This window comes from Martinezella miluonensis, assembly GCF_900094545.1.
GTDB classification, from domain to species: domain Bacteria; phylum Pseudomonadota; class Alphaproteobacteria; order Rhizobiales; family Rhizobiaceae; genus Rhizobium; species Rhizobium miluonense.
Window position 1 is genome coordinate 86,136 of record NZ_FMAH01000007.1, and the last position, 18,828, is coordinate 104,963.

Consider the following 18,828-nt stretch of genomic DNA (forward strand, 5'->3'; position numbering starts at 1 on the left):
GGCGTCTCATGGCTCGTAATGTCCTCAATACGAGGGAGAACAAAAATGCCTCTTGCGATGAATCGCGACGTCTTCATCACCTGTGCCGTGACCGGTGCCGGCGACACGGTTTCCAAATCCAGCCATGTTCCGATCACTCCCAAGCAGATTGCGGAATCCGCGATCGATGCCGCCAAGGCCGGGGCAGCGGTGGTTCACTGCCATGTCCGCGATCCGGAGACGGGTGCTGCCAGCCGCCGCAACGATCTCTACAAGGAGGTCACGGACCGCATCCGTTCGGCCGATGTCGATGTCGTGCTGAACCTGACGGCCGGCATGGGCGGAGACCTGATTTTCGGCGATGTCGAAAGCCCATTGCCGTTGAATGCCAGGGGCACGGACATGGCGGGCGCCACCGAGCGTGTCAGCCATGTCGCCGAATGCCTGCCGGAAATCTGCACGCTCGATTGCGGTACGATGAATTTCAGTCTCGGCGACTATGTCATGACCAATACGCCCTCGATGCTGAGGGCCATGGCGAAGAAGATGACCGATCTCGGTGTTCGTCCTGAGATCGAGGCCTTCGATACCGGTCATCTCTGGTTTGCCAAGCAGCTTGCCGAGGAGGGTCTCATTGAGGACCCGGTTCTCATCCAGCTCTGCATGGGCATCCCCTGGGGGGCGCCCGACGACCTGAACACCTTCATGGCGATGGTCAATAACGTTCCCAAAAGCTGGACCTTCTCGGCCTTTTCCATCGGTCGCAACGCCATGGCCTATCCGGCGGCTGCAATCCTTGCCGGCGGCAATGTCCGCGTCGGGCTTGAAGACAATCTCTATGCCGGAAAGGGCATGCTCGGGACCAACGCGCAGCTCGTCGAAAAGGCCGTGCAGGTGGTCGAGGGCATGGGCGCGCGCATCATCGGCCCCGAAGATGTCCGCAAGAAACTGAAACTGACGAAGCGCTGAGGCCGGCATGACCAAGATCAACAAGGCTGCCTGCATCGGCGGCGGCGTCATCGGCGGCGGATGGATCGCCCGCTTCCTGCTGGCGGGCATCGATGTCGATGTCTACGATCCGCATCCAGAGGCGAAACGCATCGTCGGCGAAGTGCTTGCCAATGCTGAAAAAGTCTATGCGATGCTGACCGGCGCACCGCTTCCGCCGCGCGGCAAGCTCACATTCCGGGACACGCTGGAAGCGGCCGTAGACGGTGCCGACTGGATCCAGGAAAGCGTGCCCGAGCGGCTTGATCTCAAGCGCAACGTGTTGACACAGATCGATGCGGCCGCACGGCCGGATGCCTTGATCGGCTCGTCCACTTCCGGGCTGCTGCCGACCGATCTGCAGCGCGACATGCGCCATCCCGAACGGCTCTTCGTCGCTCATCCCTACAATCCGGTCTATCTCCTACCGCTCGTCGAGATCGTCGGCGGCGAAAAGACCAGTGCTGCGACAATCCAGGCCGCCATGGACAGGCTGCCGCCGATCGGCATGAAGGGCGTGCATATCGCCAAGGAGATCGAGGCTTTTGTCGGCGACCGCCTGCTGGAAGCGCTCTGGCGCGAGGCGTTGTGGCTGATCAAGGACGATATCTGCACCGTCGAGACGCTGGACGATGTCATCCGCTATTCCTTCGGCCTGCGTTGGGCACAGATGGGGCTGTTCCAGACCTATCGCATCGCCGGCGGCGAAGCGGGCATGCGTCACTTCCTGGCGCAGTTCGGCCCCGCATTGCAGTGGAACTGGACAAAGCTGATGGACGTCGTCGATCTCGATGATGCCCTCGTCGAAAAGATCGGCCGGCAGTCGGACGAGCAGGCCGATGGCCTGTCGATCCGCGAACTGGAGCGCATCCGCGACGAAAACCTCGTTGGCATCCTCCAAAGCCTGAAGGGAAGCCACGGCGGCAAGGGCTGGGGCGCCGGCAAGCTGCTCAAGGATTTCGAGCAGCATCTTTGGTCGGCAGGCGGCGGCGAGAAGCAGGGCTTGGACATCGCAAAGCCGCTGCGTCTGATCGACACCAAGGTCAGCCCGGCCTGGGTCGACTACAATGGCCATATGACCGAGCATCGCTATCTGCAGGTGTTCGGCGACACCTCGGACGCGCTGCTGCGCCTGATCGGCGTCGATATGGACTATGTCGAGCGCGGCCACAGCTACTATACGGTGGAGACCCATATCCGGCATCTCGGCGAGGCCAAGCTTGGTCAGGCCATCCATTCGACTGCGCAGATCCTCGCGTCTGATGAAAAGCGGCTGCATGTTTTCCATGCGCTGCACGACACAGTGAGCGGCGATGTCGTCGCCACCGCCGAACAGATGCTGCTGCATGTCGATGCCAAGGCGGGCAAGGCCACGGCCGCACCGGAGGAGGTGCTGGCCAAACTAAGGCCGATCGTTGCGGCGCATGCCGCTTTACCGATGCCGGAGGGAGCCGGCCGTCATGTGGGACAAAAACGCTAGGGGGAAGCGATCGTGAATTTCGGACTCAGCGAAGAACAGGAAATGATCGTCAAGACGGTCCGGGACTTCGTGGAGACGGAGATCTATCCGCACGAGAACGAGGTCGAACGCACCGGTATTGTGCCGCCGGATCTTGGGCAGGACATCAAGCGCAAATGCATCGAACTCGGCTTCTATGCCTGCGGCTTTCCTGAGGAGATCGGCGGCGCTGGCCTCGATCATCTGACCTTCACGCTTGTGGAGCGGGAACTCGGCCGGGGCTCGATGGCACTGACAGTCTTCTTCGGCCGCCCCTCAGGCATTCTGATGGCCTGCGAAGGCGAGCAGCGCGAGCGTTATCTCCTGCCGGCCGTGCATGGCGAACGCATAGACGCGCTTGCCATCACCGAACCGGACGCCGGCTCCGACATGCGCGGCATGAAATGCGCGGCACGGCAGGATGGCGATGACTTCGTGCTCAACGGCGCGAAGCATTTCATCTCGCATGCCGATGTCGCCGATTTCGTCATCGTCTTTGCCGCAACCGGCGAGGAAGACACTCACAGGGGTGTCAAGAAGAAGATCACCGCCTTCCTGGTCGATCGCGGCACGCCGGGGTTCGAGATCCTGAAGGGCTATGACTCGGTCTCCCATCGCGGCTATCACAACTGCATCCTGAACTTCACCGATTGCCGCCTGCCGAAGTCGCAGGTGCTTGGCGAGGTGCATCGCGGCTTCGATCTTGCCAATCAATGGCTCTACGGAACGCGGCTGACCGTCGCTGCGACCTGCGTCGGGCGAGCCCGCAGGGTCTTCGACCTTGCGCTGCCCTATGCCGCCGAGCGCAAGCAATTCGGCAAACCGATCGGTGCCAATCAGGGCGTGTCGTTCAAGCTTGCCGACATGATCACCGAAATTGACGCCGCCGACCTCCTGACATTATCAGCGGCCTGGAAACTGGATGCCGGCATCCCGGCCAACCGCGAGATTGCGTCGGCCAAGCTCTATGCCTCGGAAATGCTTGCCCGCGTCACCGACGAAGCGATCCAGATCTTCGGCGGCATGGGATTGATGGACGACCTGCCGCTGGCCCGCTTCTGGCGTGACGCTCGCGTCGAGCGCATCTGGGACGGCACCTCGGAAATCCAGCGGCACATCATCAGCCGCGACCTGCTTCGGCCGTTCGGAGCATGAGCCCATGACGCAGCGCTCGCTCGACCGTCTCATCCGACCCAGAACGATCGCCGTCTTCGGCGGCCGCGAGGCGCGACGCGTCATCGAGCAATGCGATCTCATGGGATTTGCCGGCGAGATCTGGCCGGTGCATCCGACACAGGAAAGTGTCCTCGGCCGCCGTTGCTACCGGTCGGTCGCCGAACTGCCTGACGCGCCTGACGCCGCCTTCGTCGGCGTCAACAGGACGCTCACCGTCGATATCGTGCGCAATCTCTCCGAAAGGGGTGCCGGTGGTGCGGTCTGCTATGCCTCTGGCTTCAGCGAGGCGGTTGCGGAACTTGCGGATGGGGCGGATCTGCAGCGGGTTCTCGTCGAAGCCGCCGGCTCCATGCCGATCGTCGGGCCGAACTGCTACGGCATGATCAACGGTCTCGACGGCGCGCTGCTGTGGCCGGATCAGCATGGCATTGTGCGCAGCGAGCGCGGCGTTGCGATCCTCACCCAATCTTCGAATATCGCCATCAATCTCAGCATGCAGAGGCGCGGCCTGCCCATCAGCTATCTGATGACCGCGGGCAACCAGGCGCAGACCGGCCTGTCGGATCTCGCCCAAGCCGTTCTCGCGGATCCTCGCGTCACAGCGGTCGGCCTGCATATCGAAGGTTTCGGCGATATCAGGGCGCTGGAAGCTCTCGCAATGCGCGCCAGGGATTTGAAGAAACCCGTCGTCGCGCTGAAGGTCGGAAAATCCGAACAGGCGCAGCGCGCCACCGTTTCGCATACGGCCTCGCTCGCCGGCAGCGATGCGGTTGCAGACGCCGTTCTCAATCGCCTCGGCATCGGCCGTGTCACGACGCTGCCGGAGCTGATCGAGACGTTGAAACTTCTGCATGTCGCAGGCCCGCTTGAGAGCAACGCCATTTCCTCGATGAGCTGTTCGGGCGGCGAGGCCTCGCTGATGGCCGATGCCGCAGTCGGTCTCAATGTCGAGTTCCGCGCCCTGAAGGCCGAACAGCTGCCAGCGCTTCGCGCGAGCCTCGGCCAGATGGTGACGCTTTCCAATCCGCTCGACTACCACACCTTCGTCTGGGGCGATCTTGAGCGGCAGACGGAAGCCTTTAGCGCCATGTTCGCCGGCGGCTATGCCCTCAATCTCCTCGTTCTCGACTTTCCGCGCGAGGATCGCTGCGACGGCGCGGACTGGATGATCACCGTTTCGGCCGTCGCCGCCGCCGCAAGGCAAACAGGTTCCCGCGCCGGCATTCTGGCGACGCTGCCCGAAAACATGCCGGAAGCCATCGCCCAGCAATTGATCGAAGCCGGCATCGTGCCGCTCTGCGGCATCAGCGAGGCCTTGGCGGCAGCAGACATTGCCAGCGGGATCGCCGACGCCTGGGAGAGACCGCAACCATTGCCGCTCCTCAGCACGCGGACCGAAGCGGGCGAAATGGAAACGCTGAGCGAGGCTGCGGCCAAGGCCGAGCTCGCAGCCGCAGGCCTTATAGTCCCGCGTGGCAAGACCGCCGCTACGGCGAGCGAGGCGGCCGACTGCGCAGAGCAGCTCGGCTTCCCGGTCGCGCTCAAGGCGCTCGGTGTCGAGCACAAGTCCGATGTCGGTGCCGTCAAACTCAACCTATGGGATAGGAATGGCGTCCGAGATGCGGCGGAGAGCATGAGCCATGTCGCTCGCGGATTTCTCGTCGAACGCATGGTCGATCGCCCTCTTGCGGAATTGATCGTCGGAGCGGTCCGCGATCCGGTCGTCGGCTTGACCCTGACGGTCGGTGCAGGCGGAATCCTCGTGGAATTGCTTGAAGATTCCGTCGTTTTGCCGCTTCCGGTCACGAAAGCCGAGGTCATGGACCGGATTTCGCGGCTCAAAGTCCGTAAGCTGATAGAAGGTTATCGCGGCAATGCGGGAAGCAGTCTTGAAATGGTTGCCGATGCCGTCGTATCAACGGCAGAATATGTCGTAAAGAATGCCGCACGGCTAGAGGAACTGGACATTAATCCATTGATGGTTCTACCAGAATCCCGCGGCGTCGTGGCCGCGGATGCTCTCATCCGGCGAAGGAGGTAGCAGAAGTTGCAAGACCCCATTCGCACCCGAAGCGACAACGGTATTCTTGAGGTCATCATTAACAGGCCGAAGGCGAATGCCATCGACTTGGCGACGAGCCGCAATATGGGGCTGATCTTTCGCGACTTCCGCGACAACCCGGATCTGCGTGTCGCCATCATCACCGGTGCGGGCGAGAAATTCTTTTCCGCCGGCTGGGATTTGAAGGCTGCGGCAGCCGGCGACGCGGTTGACGGCGATTACGGTGTTGGCGGCTTTGGCGGTCTGCAGGAGTTGCGCGATCTCAACAAGCCTGTCATCTGCGCCGTCAACGGCATCTGTTGCGGTGGCGGCCTGGAGATTGCGCTTTCCACCGATCTGATTATCGCCGCCCCGCACGCCACCTTCGCGCTGCCGGAAATCCGCTCCGGTACGGTGGCAGATGCTGCGTCGATCAAATTGCCGAAGCGCATCCCCTATCACATTGCGATGGACATGCTGCTGACCGGTCGCTGGCTTAATGTCGAGGAGGCGCATCGCTGGGGCTTCGTCAACGAGATCGTCGTGGCCGACAAGCTGATGGACAGGGCGTGGGAACTGGCCCGCCTGCTCGCCAGCGGCCCGCCGCTCGTCTACGCTGCCATCAAGGAAATCGTCAGGGAAGCGGAGGGAACGACGTTTCAGACTGCCATGAACAAGATCACCAAACGGCAGTTTGCGACAGTCGATGTCCTCTATTCGAGCGAAGATCAATTGGAAGGCGCGCGGGCATTCGCCGAAAAGCGTGCCCCAATCTGGAAAGGAAAGTGAGAGGCGGCGGCAACCGCTGCATTTTCCCGCATGGTCGCGGGCATCAGGCTTCAGGCGGAAGAGGAAACCGCTTCTTGAAGCACGCTGCCCGAGAATTCTGTCAACATGACAAAAAAGAAGGAACAGGGGAATGAACGACTACACGAAATATCTGGCAAGCCGTGTGACTTCGGGCGGGCTTAGCCGCCGCGAATTCATGGGACGCGCAATGGCAGCCGGCGTGACTTTGGCACTCGCCGACAAACTCTTTACCGAAAGCGCAATGGCGGCCGAGCCGAAGCGCGGCGGGCATCTGAAGCTTGGCCTCGAAGGCGGTGCTGCGACCGACTCCAAGGACCCGGCGAAATTCCTGTCTCAGGTCATGTTCTGCATCGGCCGCTGCTGGGGCGACATGCTGGTGGAATCCCATCCGCTGACCGGTGCCGCCGTTCCTGCATTGGCCGAATCCTGGGAACCGTCGAAGGATGCCGCCACTTGGACCTTCAAGATCCGCAAGGGCGTCAAATTCCACAACGGCAAGGAGCTGACGATCGACGACGTCGTCGCCACGCTCAAGCGCCACACAGATACAAAATCGGAATCCGGCGCGCTCGGCGTCATGAAGTCGATCAAGGACATCAAGGCTGATGGCGGCAATCTCGTCCTGACGCTGACCGAAGGCAACGCCGACATGCCGTTGCTCCTGACCGACTATCACCTCGTCATCCAGCCGAATGGCGGCTATGACGATCCGCTCGCGTCGATCGGCACCGGCCCCTACAAGATGGTCAGCTTCGAGCCTGGCGTGCGCGCCACGCTCGAGCGCAACAAGGACGACTGGCGCACCGATCGCGGCTTTGTCGACAGCGTCGAAATCATCTGCATGAACGATGCGACGGCTCGTATCGCCGCCCTGTCGTCCGGCCAAGTCCACTACATCAACCGCGTCGATCCGAAGACCGTCGATCTTCTGAAACGCGCGCCGACTGTCGAGATCCTGTCCACCGCCGGCCGCGGCCACTACGTCTTCATCATGCATTGCGACAAGGCGCCCTTCGACAACAACGATCTGCGCCTGGCCCTCAAATACGCCATGGACCGCGAGACCATGGTCAAGAAGATCCTCGGCGGCTACGGCAAGGTCGGCAACGATTTCCCGATCAACAGCACCTACGCACTCTTCCCCGAAGGCATCGAGCAGCGCACCTACGATCCGGACAAAGCCTCCTTCCACTACAAGAAATCAGGTCATAGCGGATCGGTATTGCTTCGCACCTCCGAAGTCGCCTTCCCCGGCGCCGTCGATGCGGCCGTTCTCTATCAGGAAAGCTGCAAAAAGGCGGGGATCACCATCGAGGTCAAGCGCGAGCCGGGTGACGGCTACTGGACCAACGTCTGGAACGTCCAGCCCTTCTCCACATCCTACTGGGGCGGGCGGCCGACGCAGGATCAGATGTATTCCACCGCCTATCTGTCGACGGCGGACTGGAACGACACGCGCTTCAAGCGCCCGGACTTCGATAAGCTTCTGCTACAGGCCCGTTCAGAACTGGACGAAGCCAAGCGCAAGGAGCTTTACCGCGCCATGGCGATGATGGTGCGCGACGAAGGCGGCGTCATCCTGCCGATGTTCAACGATTTCGTGAACGCCTCCACCAAGCAGGTGAAGGGCTACGTCCACGATATCGGCAACGACATGTCGAACGGCTACGTCGCGACCCGCGTCTGGCTGGACGCCTGATGCCCGAACCGGGCGAATAGGCCCTCATCTCAGAGGAAGCCGGGACCGCGGATGAATTTCGCGGTCCTCCTGACGTTTAAGCGCGAGGCATCGGCCATGTCCAATTCACCCCCCGGAACCGTTTTGCCCGGGCTGAGGTTCAAGCAGCGTTTTCCGCTGCTGTCCCTCATCATCGAGCGTTGCCTGCTCAGCATCGTCCTGCTGTTTGCAGTCTCCATCCTGATCTTCGGCGGGCTCGAGGCCCTGCCCGGCGATTTTGCCACCACCTATCTTGGCCAGTCGGCCACTCCACAGGCGGTCGCCAATATCCGTCAAGAGCTCGGCCTCAACCGCCCCGTCGTCACCCGCTATGTGGAATGGCTCGGTCACGCGGTGCAAGGCGATTTCGGCACCTCGTGGGCCAGCAAGAATTCCGTCAGCGAGCAGATCGGCAAGCGGCTCGGCAATTCGCTGTTTCTGGCCGGCTTTGCCGCCTTGATCTCGGTGCCGCTGGCCGTCTGCCTGGGCATGCTGGCCGTCCATTTCAGGAACCGCATGCCGGACAAGATCATCAACGTTATCTCGCTGGCCGCGATCTCCCTGCCGGAATTTTTTATCGGTTATCTCCTCATCATGTTCTTTTCCGTCAAACTCGGAGTCGCGACCTTTCCCGCGACGGTCTTCGACGGCATGGGCTTCCTCGATCGGTTGAAGGCGATCGCGCTGCCGACGGCCACCCTGGTTCTGGTCGTGCTTGCACATATGATGCGCATGACGCGGGCGGCCATTCTTTCCGTCATGTCGTCGGCCTATATGGAAACGGCTGAACTGAAGGGGCTGTCCGCCTTCCGCGCCATCGTCAAGCATGCCGCGCCCAATGCGCTGGCGCCGATCATCAACGTCATCGCGCTGAACCTTGCCTATCTCATCGTCGGCGTCGTCGTCGTCGAAGTGGTCTTCGTCTATCCCGGCATGGGCCAGTACATGGTCGATGCGGTAACGGTTCGCGACATGCCTGTCGTCCAGGCCTGCGGTCTGATCTTCGCCGCCGTTTACATCTTCCTCAACATGACGGCCGATATTCTCGCCATCGTCGCCAACCCGCGTCTGAGGCATCCACGATGAGATTAAGAGATATCCCCATCGCCGCCTGGATCGGCATCATCGGCATCCTGCTCGCCTTCATCTGCGCGATCTTCGCCCCCTGGATCGCCCCCTTTGGCGAAACCGAGGTTGTCGGCAATGTCTGGCAGCCCGCCGACGCGCAATACTTCTTCGGCCTCGACAATCTCGGCCGCGATATCCTGTCGCGTCTCATCTACGGCACCCGCACGACTCTGTTCGTCGCGCTAACGGCAACGATCATTTCCTTCTCGCTCGGCATTATCCTGAGCTTTACCGCCGCCGTCTCGCGCGGGTTGATAGACACTGTCTTTTCGCGCTTCAACGATTTGATGATGTCGATCCCGACGCTGATCTTCGCGCTCGTCGTGCTCGCCGTCCTGCCGCAGAACCTGATTGTGCTGATCCTCGTCATGGCCATACTCGACTCCACCCGCGTCTATCGCCTCGGCCGCGCCGTGGCGCTCGATGTCGCGGTCATGGAATTCGTCGAGGCCGCCAAGCTTCGCGGCGAAGGCAAGATCTGGATCATCTTTCGCGAGATCCTGCCGAATACGCTGTCGCCATTGCTGGCAGAATTCGGGCTGCGCTTTGCCTTCTCGATCCTGTTTCTCTCCACCTTGTCGTTCCTCGGTCTCGGCATCCAGCCGCCGTCGGCCGACTGGGGCGGCATGGTCAAGGACAACAAGGACGGCATCATCTTCGGCATTTCCGCCGCACTCGTGCCGGGTTCCGCCATCGCGGCGCTGGCGATCTGTGTCAATCTGGTGGTCGACTGGCTTTTAAGGCGCACCTCCAGCCTCAAGGGAGGGCGTGGCGATGCCTGAGCTTCTTTCCGTTCGCGATCTCAAGATCGAAGCAACCAGCTATCCGCCCGGCGAGCCGCCGAAACGCGTCACCATCGTCGATGGGGTCTCCTTCGACCTTCAGAAGGGCAAGGTGCTCGGCTTGATCGGCGAGTCGGGCGCCGGCAAATCCACCATCGGCCTGTCCGCACTCGCCTATGGCCGCGGCGGCGCCGAGATTACCGGCGGCCAGGTGCTGCTTGACGGCAAGGACATCCTGCCGCTCGGCAAATCCGGCATCCGCAGGATCCGCGGGGCGCGGGTCTGCTACGTCGCGCAATCGGCCGCCGCTGCCTTCAATCCGGCGCATCGGCTGGGCGATCAGGTGGTCGAAGCCACCGTGAAGCACGGCCTGATGACCAAGGAGGAGGCCAGGAAGCGGGCGCTCTATCTCTTCCGGGTGCTTGGCCTGCCCAATCCGGAAACATTCGGCGAGCGCTATCCGCACCAAGTCTCGGGCGGCCAGCTGCAGCGCGCCATGACCGCCATGGCTCTCTGCTCCAATCCCGAACTGATCGTCTTCGACGAGCCGACGACCGCGCTCGACGTGACGACGCAGATCGATGTGCTGGCGGCGATCAAGCACGCTATCGAGGAGACGCATACGGCGGCGCTTTATATCACCCACGACCTCGCCGTCGTCGCCCAGATCTCCGACGACATCATGGTGCTGAGACACGGCAAAATGGTCGAATATGGCAGTGTCCAGCAGATCATCGAAGAGCCGAGGCAGGATTACACTCGCGCCCTCGTCAACGTTCGCCAGGAGGCAAGAGCCGAAGCCAGCGACCAATCGAGTGCGCTTCTGAAAGTAGAAAATATCAGCGCGCAATATTCGAATGGCTTCAAAGTATTGCACGATGTTTCCCTGCATGTTCCCAAGGGGCAGACGCTGGCCGTGGTCGGCGAGTCCGGCTCCGGAAAATCGACGCTTGCCCGCGTCATCACCGGCCTGCTGCCGCCGAGCGACGGTCGGATTTCGTTCGACGGTAAGCCGCTCACACCGGCTTTGAAAAGCCGCTCGCGTGAGGAATTGCGGCGCATCCAGCTGATATACCAGATGGCTGATACCGCCATGAATCCGCGCCAGACGGTACGCGATATCATCGGCCGGCCACTGACCTTCTACGACGGCCTGCATGGTGCTGCAAAGACGGTGCGGGTGAAGGAACTGCTCGATCAGATCGAGATGGGCAACGGCTTCATCGACCGCTATCCGGCCGAGCTTTCCGGCGGCCAGAAGCAGCGCGTCGCGATCGCCCGTGCGCTCGCGGCCAAGCCGGAGCTCATCCTCTGCGATGAGCCGACATCGGCGCTCGATCCGCTGGTTGCCGAAGGCATTCTGAAATTGCTGCTCAAGCTGCAGGAGGAGGCCCATCTCTCCTACGTCTTTATCACCCATGATATCGCCATCGTGCGCGCCATCGCCGACAGTGTCGCCGTCATGCATCGCGGTAAGCTTGTTCGCTTCGGCCCGAAATCCCAAGCGCTATCGCCGCCTTTCGATGACTACACCGACCTGCTGTTGAAATCCGTGCCTGAAATGGAGATCGGCTGGCTGGAGCGCGTGCTGACGACGCGGAAGATGGAGAGCGCCGGAAATTGAAGGCTCGACATCTTCAACACCAGAGCGGTTCAGTTTTTCACGGAATCTCAGAGCCGCTCCAACTTATTGTTTTTACGCAATTCCGGACGGAAAACCGCTACGCGCTTTTCCTGGAATTGCTCGAGCGGTTCAGCATTTGCTCGCTTTCATGTCGATAGAGAGCTCAGCGGATAAGGCGTTCGCTGAGTTCGTGAGCCAATGCGCTGGCATTACGCCCAACGATCATACTCTGGTGATTACCGGAGACGTCCACCCAATCCGCATGAACAAGAAGGTGCCCCCATATAGATTTCGGATCGCAATCGACCGGAGAGCCTTGCAGACTGCGATAGAAAGTTAGCTCCCCGTCGTAGCGGCTCGGCTTGTAAAGACCTTTCATGCGCAGGAGTTGTCTGGCAGCTGCATCATAGCGCGGGGGATACTCCCCCATCCATTGCGGCGCCAGTTCCGGATAATAGGCTGTACGTGGGTCAGCGTAGCGGAAAGAGAGCGGCTTCAACTTTTTCGCGAGGTATTCTCGTAGTTCGATAGCCGGCCGGCTAGGCGTTGTCGGCTCCTGGCCGCATGCGCGTTGATCGGTTTTCGTTAAGTTCCTCTTTCTGCTCCGGGCTCTCCTCCAGCGTTGCCGCATGAACTTGCCCCAGATCATCAGCGGCCATTCCTGTTCGCCCAGCGGGGTATCGAGCATCCCGAGGAATGCAATCTCTTGCTTCTGCCTCCTCAAGGCACGAGCGAGCTCCAAAGCAAAAGCACCGCCAAAGGAATAGCCCAGCAATCGATAAGGCTCTCCTATCCCCGCTGCTTGTAACGCTCTCAGTGTGCTTTCAATCTCATCCTGCACCGTTGCCGGATATTGAGGACCGCGGCTGAAGTCCGTCAACGCGATGCCCAGGATCGGCCCGGGAAAGCGAATTGCCTTAATGAGGTGTTGCATTTCTAGAAAACAGCTTGCTCCGCCGGCGAATACCAGCAACGGCGCGGCGCCTTCCCCACCTCGGAGTTCTATGATTTTTGGTGAGGCTGAGAGGTCTTTATGATTGGAAATTGCAAAGCTAAGCGCTTCAAGGGTGCGATGACGATAGAATACATTGACATCCATCTCCTCTCCGGTTTCGCTCCACAAGCGCTTTATGAAATTCAATGCTCGATTGACTGAAACAGTATCGGGAATGTCTGTGTCGCGACCCAAACTGATCTTCGCCTCTTCGCGAAACAGATCGCTCAGGTAAGTACCCGGGCTGGAATCTAAACCCGCTCCCGCAGAGAAAAACATCTAGGCGCCCCCGAATGTCAAAGTATGCGTCACCAAACGCTATGATAGATAGCATTCTTATAAAGCAATCATCAATATATCCCGTAAAAGCATAGCTTCTTCTCTGGCTTTAAGAGGTTTGACCGTCGAGCAACCGAAAGGTCAGCCAGCGTTGTTCCCGGCCTGGCCGGCGGCGAGCTCTTCCGCGACCAACGCCAAGCCCACTTTCAGGCCGACTTGCGCCATCACATTCCGGAGCCAGATACATAGCCGGATTTGAGGACCTCGTTGCGAAAATTGGCGTCATCAATATTCTGCCGGCACCGCATAGACCTCGGCGGATGGATCGGCGAGAAACGCGCGTACCGTCGGTGGCAGCTGGCGTGACGATAGCGGTAGAGGTCCGCAGCGCGACAGAAGTTCACGCAGGTCAGGCTCGGCGCCGACATGCCGCCAGATCATCCGCGAAGCATAGGGGAGGTTTTCCTTTCGCCAGGAGACCCCCATTGTCGTTCCACGCAAATAGACGCGCTGGTGCTCGTCGAACGGCAAAAGGATCGTCTGCGACAACATGGAGTTCGGGCCGACGACACGCTCCGTGATGAAAACACGGTTCCTATGAAACGCCGCTAAACCCACATATTTTGAAAACTGTTGAATGCCGTTTCCAGGGTCACGGAGACGCTCCATCGACTTGACGTGCACCAACCCACCCTGCTCGGTAAGGCGGCTGCATGAACACACGACCATTCCCGGCCACGACGGCGAGCGGTGATAGGTCTGGTAGTAGCCGATATGACGCCTCAAGGCAGTCAGATTTCCCGGGAACGCCTTTAAGAGTTCCGAACTTTCATTGAGGCCGAGCGTCGGTCCCCGAAGCCGTTCGCGAAAGAGCTTCGGAGCGAGGAAAAAGTCCCCTGCTTCGAGATCGAAATATTTGGCAATGCGCGCTAGATTATGGGCAGAGGGTCTCGTCTGGCCATTTATGTATCGGTTGAATTGTTGCCGATTGAGATCAACCGCGCGGCAGATATGCGAAATGGAACGCTGCGTGGCACAGGCAATTTTGAGGTTCTCGACTAGGTGAGGCATCGGCGGCTCCATCTGGCGATATCAAGCGTAAACTCGCTTAAACATGCGTCAAGTCGCGAAATTGCGCGAGCCGGCCTGACCTCTACGTTTCCCTCTTAGAAAACTGAAAAAGAGGGAACTGTAATGACGCGTCAAAAGGATCAACTTTCGCCCCTGAAAATCGGCCGCCGCCACTTCCTCGGCGGTGCCGTCGCCTTGGGTGCGTTGCCGAGCCTTACCGCAAGCTTGCTGATGCCGCGTGACGCTCGCGCTCAGGAAAGGAAACAGGGCGGCCATCTGAAGCTCGGACTCAAGGGCGGCGCCACCAGCGATGCGCTCGATCCGGCAACATATAGTGCCTCCGTGCTGTTCGTCGTTGGCCGCCTCTGGGGCGATACGCTTGTCGAATCCGAACCCAAGACCGGCGCGCCCTTGCCGTCGCTGGCCTCCTCCTGGACGCCATCAGCGGACGCATCCGTCTGGACTTTCAAGATCAGGAACGACGTGCAGTTTCACGACGGCAGCAAGATGACCGTCGCCGACATCGTCGCGACGCTGAAGCGGCATGCAGACAAGAATTCGCAGTCAGGTGCCCTCGGGCTATTGGCCTCAATCACCAGCATCGAAGAAAAGGCCGGCGATCTCGTCCTGACGCTCGCGGAAGGCAATGCGGATCTGCCTCTCCTTCTCACCGACTACCACCTGATCATCCAACCGAAGGGTGGCGTCGAAAAGCCTGCGGCCGCCATCGGCACCGGTCCTTACATTCTGAAAAACTTTGAGCCCGGCGTTCGCGCGGCGTTTGAGAAGAACCCCAAAGATTGGCGTACCGACCGCGGCTTTGTCGACAGCGTGGAAATACTCGTCATCAACGACAACACTGCCCGCATCGCCGCCCTGGCGTCCGGTCAGGTCCATTTCGTCAACAACGTCGACCCAAAGACCGTTGCGATGCTGAAGCGCGCACCGAATGTCGATATCGTCCGGAGTGCGGGCAAAGGCTTCTACAGTTTTCTGATGCATTGCGACACCGCACCTTTCGACAACAACGACCTTCGTCTCGCGCTGAAATATGCCGTCGACCGCCAGTCGATCCTGGACAAGGTGCTGGGCGGCTACGGAACGATCGGCAACGACTATCCGGTCAACGCAAATTACGCTCTCGCACCGACCGATATTGAGCAGCGGCCGTATGATCCCGACAAGGCCGCCTTCCACTTCAAGAAATCGGGTGTCGACCACCCAATTCTGTTGCGCACATCCGACGCGGCCTTTGCTGGTGCCGTGGATGCGGCGATCCTGTTTCAGCAGAGCGCGCGCAAGGCAGGGATCACAATCGACGTCAAGCGCGAACCCGAAGACGGCTACTGGACCAATGTCTGGAACAAGCAGCCCTTCTGCGCCTCCTTCTGGGGCGGTCGCCCGACGCAGGATTCGCGCTATTCCACATCCTATCTATCGACCGCCGAATGGAACGACACGCATTTCAAGCGCCCTGAGTTCGACAAGATGGTGCTACAGGCTAGGTCCGAACTCGATGAGACCAAGCGCAAGGAACTTTATCGGCATCTGGCCCTGATGGTGCGGGATGAGGGTGGCCTGATCCTGCCCGTCTTCAACGACTATCTCATGGCCGCCACGAAAACGCTGAAGGGATATGTCGACGACATCGGCAACGACATGTCCAACGGCTACATCGGCAGCCGTGTGTGGTTTAATGCTTAAACTTCTTCGAGATATATGACCATGACTGAGCGCAGCTACACCACCATCGAGAATCACTGGATCACCCTCAAGGACGGCACGCGCCTCGCCGCGCGCATCTGGATGCCGGACGGCGCGGAGAGTGATCCCGTGCCGGCGGTCTTCGAGTTCCTGCCTTACCGCAAGCGTGACGGAACGAGTCCGCGCGATGAATCCACCTATCCGGTCTTTGCCGCAGCCGGCATCGCCGGCGTGCGCGTCGATATCCGTGGCTCCGGGGAGTCCGGCGGCATCATCGACGGCGAGTATACCGAGCTCGAGCTTGCCAATGCCTGCGAGCTGATTGCGTGGATTGCAGCACAACCCTGGTCGAACGGCTCGGTCGGCATGATGGGCATTTCCTGGGGCGGCTTCAACTGCCTGCAGGTCGCGGCCCTGAAGCCGCCGGCACTGAAAGCAGTCATTTCGATCGCCTCCACGGTCGATCGCTACAATGACGACATCCACTACAAGAACGGCTGCCACCTCTCCGCCCAGCTTTCCTGGGCGGCGACCATGCTCGGCTACCAATCGCGTTCACCCGATCCGGCCATTGTCGGAAACGACTGGCGGGATATGTGGCTGCAGCGCCTCGAGCAGGAACCCTTCTTCATGGAAGAGTGGCTTCAGCACCAGCGCCGCGACGACTTCTGGCGCCACGGCTCGATCTGCGAGGATTTCGCGGGTTTCGATATTCCCGCCATCGTCGTCGCCGGCTGGGCGGACGGCTATCGCAATACGCCGCTGCTGGCCGTGGAAGGGCTCGGGGATACGGCAAAGGCGCTGATCGGCCCATGGGTTCACAAATATCCGCATTTCGCCTGGCCGAAGCCACGCGCCGATTTCCACGGCGAAGCCATCGCCTGGTGGAACCGCTGGCTGCGTGGTGAGCGCAATGGTGCGGAGACCATGCCATCCGTGCGCGCCTATATTCTCGATTCGATAAAACCCGCGACGCGTCGTGATTTTGACCCCGGCTTCTGGATCGCCAAGCGAGAATGGCATCCGCCCGAAATGCAGTGCTTCTATGTCGAGCAGTTCGGCACGTTGATGGAAGGCATGCCGATCCCGCATGCGCCGGAACATCCCGTCTATCTGCGTTCGCCGCTCGACACAGGAACCGCTTCAGGCGAATGGTTTACCCTGAAGCCGGACGCGGAAATGGCAATCGATCAGCGCGTCGACGACGCCGGCTCCCTTACTTTCCAGACCGCGCCGCTGACGGTGGATCACGACTATCTCGGCCGCCCGGTCATCACATTGACGCTGCGATGCGACGCCGAGACCGCCAATCTCTGCGTAAGGCTTGTCGACATCCATCCGGACGGCACGGCGACGCGTGTCTCCTTCGGCGTGCTCAATCTCGCTCATCGCAACGGCAATGCCGCGCCCGAGCCGCTGGCCAAGGGTGAGCGGACTACGATTACCCTGACGCTGGATGCCTGCGGCTATCGGTTCCGTAAGGGGCACCGCATTCGCCTGTCGCTATCGACTGCCTACTGGCCGATGGTCCTGCCGCCCCCCGAGGACCCGGGCTTGACGATCGACATCGCCTCCATCGGCCTCGCCCTGCCGCTGCTCGGTGCGCATGAGCTTATCGACGTGAAGCAGCCTGACAATCTCGATCCGTTGCCTAAATATATCGAACATGCGCCTGCTTCGACGAAGCGCCAGGTGGTTCGCGATCTCTCGGCAGGCCGTACCCGCTATGAAATCCATGAGGATACCGGCCTTTCCGAGCACCCCGGCACCGGACTTTCGACGCGGCAGCTGCGCGAGGAAGTGTGGTCGATCGCAACGGGCGACCCGCTGTCGATGACGGGCATCTCGACCTGGACCTGCGACATGCAACGTCCGGGCTGGTTCGTTCGCACGGTCGCGACATCGTCCATATCCTGCTCGGCAACGGACTGGATCGTCAGCGCCTCGGTCATCGCCTATGAAGGAGAAACCGAGATTTTCCGGAAGATATTTGCGGAGAGGCGTATCGCGCGCGACCTAATGTAGGTTAGTTCGAACCAGCAAATCGGCTTGCCGCCGCGCATATGGCGGCAAAGCCGGCACGCGCGCCCTCACTCATATGTCGCGCCCGCAGCCAGGCATGTACCATCTGAGGCTCTTCGCGGAACCAGACTTCGACACCCGCCTGAGCAAGACGCGCCGCATAATTGCGGCCGTCGTCGCGCAGCGGATCGAAATGCGCCACGGTAATAAAGGCCGGCGGAAGACCGGCTACGGAAGGTGAAGCAAGCGGCCCGGAGACCGGGTCACCTTCGGGCGCCTGCAGAATGCTCCGGTAATAGCTGACATCCGCCGTCGTCAGCCCCGGCGCATCGGCCATCTCCTCATAGGAGCCGGAGACAAGGTCGCCGCCCAGCGCGGGATAGATCAAAATCTGGCCGACAACTCCCGAAAGCCGCTCTGCTTTCGCCCGCACCGCCAGCCCTGCCGCAAGATTGCCGCCGGCACTATCACCGATCAGCACGACCGACTTCTTCTCCGCGAGCAGCTGTCTGAGGACACTGAAACAATCGTCCGTCTGTGCCGGCCAGCGATGCTCCGGCGCAAGCCGATAATCGACGGAAATCAGCTCGGCTCCGGCATGATCGGCGATCTCGGCGCAGATGGCATGATGGCTCTCGAGCGAGCCGACGACGAAACCGCCGCCGTGGAGATAGAGCAAGATCGTCTCCGTGCGGATATTGGCTGGATGGTATCGCCTGACCGGGATGCTCCCCGAGACAATATCGTCCCGCGTGTGCAAGCCCTTCGGCAACGGGCGATCGAAACGGGCGCACAGGGCATCATACCATTGGCGTTGCTGCGCGATGGATGCCGACACCGCATCCGGAGGATAGAAGGAATCGCAAATCGCCATGAATTCGAGGATTGCCGCTTCTGTCGGCATGGGACGCTGCAGAGAACTCATCGGAAACCCTCAACATTGGCAGGAGGCTATTGTAGCCGCTTCTACAATCAATACGCCTATCTGCTTACGGCCAAGATCGTCACAGTGACGA

The 18,828-nt window shown here is 60.6% G+C and carries 14 protein-coding genes; 11 read left to right on the top strand and 3 right to left on the bottom strand.

The annotated features are described in order from the left end of the window. Window positions 1–45 precede the first annotated feature (45 nt). The 9 genes from bcoG to GA0061102_RS09265 all read left to right on the top strand — a co-directional run bounded on the left by bcoG (window position 46) and on the right by GA0061102_RS09265 (window position 11,742). The gene (gene bcoG, locus GA0061102_RS09225) at window positions 46–948 is read left to right on the top strand and encodes a 3-dehydrocarnitine:acetyl-CoA trimethylamine transferase BcoG (protein WP_092846147.1); all 903 of its coding nucleotides are present in this window, start codon (window positions 46–48) and stop codon (window positions 946–948) included. Between the two features lie 7 nt (window positions 949–955). After that, a complete protein-coding gene (locus GA0061102_RS09230) occupies window positions 956–2,446 on the top strand; it encodes a carnitine 3-dehydrogenase (protein ID WP_092846149.1) in 1,491 nt (496 codons plus the stop codon). Window positions 2,447–2,458: 12 nt separating this feature from the next. Continuing rightward, a complete protein-coding gene (locus tag GA0061102_RS09235; protein ID WP_092846151.1) occupies window positions 2,459–3,619 on the top strand; it encodes an acyl-CoA dehydrogenase family protein in 1,161 nt (386 codons plus the stop codon). A gap of 4 nt (window positions 3,620–3,623) precedes the next feature. Beyond that, entirely contained in the window at window positions 3,624–5,681 is a 2,058-nt protein-coding gene (locus tag GA0061102_RS09240) for an acetate--CoA ligase family protein (RefSeq protein ID WP_092846153.1), read from the top strand. A gap of 6 nt (window positions 5,682–5,687) precedes the next feature. Next, complete coding sequence (locus GA0061102_RS09245; RefSeq protein WP_092846155.1) at window positions 5,688–6,470, top strand: carnitinyl-CoA dehydratase; 783 nt, start codon at window positions 5,688–5,690, stop codon at window positions 6,468–6,470. Between the two features lie 130 nt (window positions 6,471–6,600). Further along, window positions 6,601–8,190 (top strand): ABC transporter substrate-binding protein, encoded by a 1,590-nt coding sequence (locus tag GA0061102_RS09250; RefSeq protein WP_092846157.1) that lies wholly within the window; start codon window positions 6,601–6,603, stop codon window positions 8,188–8,190. A gap of 96 nt (window positions 8,191–8,286) precedes the next feature. Then, window positions 8,287–9,294 (top strand): ABC transporter permease, encoded by a 1,008-nt coding sequence (locus tag GA0061102_RS09255; protein ID WP_092846294.1) that lies wholly within the window; start codon window positions 8,287–8,289, stop codon window positions 9,292–9,294. Then, window positions 9,291–10,118, top strand: a complete 828-nt coding sequence (locus tag GA0061102_RS09260) for an ABC transporter permease (protein WP_092846159.1) — start codon at window positions 9,291–9,293, stop codon at window positions 10,116–10,118. Before GA0061102_RS09255 ends, GA0061102_RS09260 begins: the two co-directional genes overlap by 4 nt. Then, complete coding sequence (locus GA0061102_RS09265; RefSeq protein WP_092846161.1) at window positions 10,111–11,742, top strand: ABC transporter ATP-binding protein; 1,632 nt, start codon at window positions 10,111–10,113, stop codon at window positions 11,740–11,742. The genes GA0061102_RS09260 and GA0061102_RS09265 overlap by 8 nt, the downstream gene beginning before the upstream one ends. A 163-nt stretch (window positions 11,743–11,905) precedes the next feature. Here GA0061102_RS09265 and GA0061102_RS09270 read toward each other — a convergent pair whose 3' ends face one another. Continuing rightward, window positions 11,906–13,015 (bottom strand): thioesterase domain-containing protein, encoded by a 1,110-nt coding sequence (locus tag GA0061102_RS09270; RefSeq protein ID WP_092846163.1) that lies wholly within the window; start codon window positions 13,013–13,015, stop codon window positions 11,906–11,908. 285 nt (window positions 13,016–13,300) lie between these two features. Further along, window positions 13,301–14,086, bottom strand: coding sequence for a helix-turn-helix domain-containing protein (locus tag GA0061102_RS09275; RefSeq protein WP_092846296.1), 786 nt, complete (start codon window positions 14,084–14,086; stop codon window positions 13,301–13,303). Between the two features lie 123 nt (window positions 14,087–14,209). On the opposite strand from GA0061102_RS09275, the gene GA0061102_RS09280 reads away from it, so the two are divergent. Both GA0061102_RS09280 and GA0061102_RS09285 read left to right on the top strand, forming a co-directional pair. Beyond that, window positions 14,210–15,790, top strand: a complete 1,581-nt coding sequence (locus tag GA0061102_RS09280) for an ABC transporter substrate-binding protein (protein WP_092846165.1) — start codon at window positions 14,210–14,212, stop codon at window positions 15,788–15,790. Window positions 15,791–15,811: 21 nt separating this feature from the next. Continuing rightward, complete coding sequence (locus tag GA0061102_RS09285; protein WP_092846298.1) at window positions 15,812–17,815, top strand: CocE/NonD family hydrolase; 2,004 nt, start codon at window positions 15,812–15,814, stop codon at window positions 17,813–17,815. Between the two features lies 1 nt (window position 17,816). Here GA0061102_RS09285 and GA0061102_RS09290 read toward each other — a convergent pair whose 3' ends face one another. Next, complete coding sequence (locus GA0061102_RS09290) at window positions 17,817–18,737, bottom strand: alpha/beta hydrolase (RefSeq protein WP_092846167.1); 921 nt, start codon at window positions 18,735–18,737, stop codon at window positions 17,817–17,819. Between the last annotated feature and the right edge of the window lie 91 nt (window positions 18,738–18,828).

Coding starts and splice junctions, on each gene's coding strand:
- bcoG (WP_092846147.1), top strand. CDS start 46: ATGCCTCTTGCGATGAATCGCGACGTCTTCATCACCTGTGCCGTGACC.
- GA0061102_RS09230 (WP_092846149.1), top strand. CDS start 956: ATGACCAAGATCAACAAGGCTGCCTGCATCGGCGGCGGCGTCATCGGC.
- GA0061102_RS09240 (WP_092846153.1), top strand. CDS start 3,624: ATGACGCAGCGCTCGCTCGACCGTCTCATCCGACCCAGAACGATCGCC.
- GA0061102_RS09250 (WP_092846157.1), top strand. CDS start 6,601: ATGAACGACTACACGAAATATCTGGCAAGCCGTGTGACTTCGGGCGGG.
- GA0061102_RS09255 (WP_092846294.1), top strand. CDS start 8,287: ATGTCCAATTCACCCCCCGGAACCGTTTTGCCCGGGCTGAGGTTCAAG.
- GA0061102_RS09260 (WP_092846159.1), top strand. CDS start 9,291: ATGAGATTAAGAGATATCCCCATCGCCGCCTGGATCGGCATCATCGGC.
- GA0061102_RS09265 (WP_092846161.1), top strand. CDS start 10,111: ATGCCTGAGCTTCTTTCCGTTCGCGATCTCAAGATCGAAGCAACCAGC.
- GA0061102_RS09270 (WP_092846163.1), bottom strand. CDS start 13,015: ATGTTTTTCTCTGCGGGAGCGGGTTTAGATTCCAGCCCGGGTACTTAC.
- GA0061102_RS09275 (WP_092846296.1), bottom strand. CDS start 14,086: ATGCCTCACCTAGTCGAGAACCTCAAAATTGCCTGTGCCACGCAGCGT.
- GA0061102_RS09280 (WP_092846165.1), top strand. CDS start 14,210: ATGACGCGTCAAAAGGATCAACTTTCGCCCCTGAAAATCGGCCGCCGC.
- GA0061102_RS09285 (WP_092846298.1), top strand. CDS start 15,812: ATGACTGAGCGCAGCTACACCACCATCGAGAATCACTGGATCACCCTC.
- GA0061102_RS09290 (WP_092846167.1), bottom strand. CDS start 18,737: ATGAGTTCTCTGCAGCGTCCCATGCCGACAGAAGCGGCAATCCTCGAA.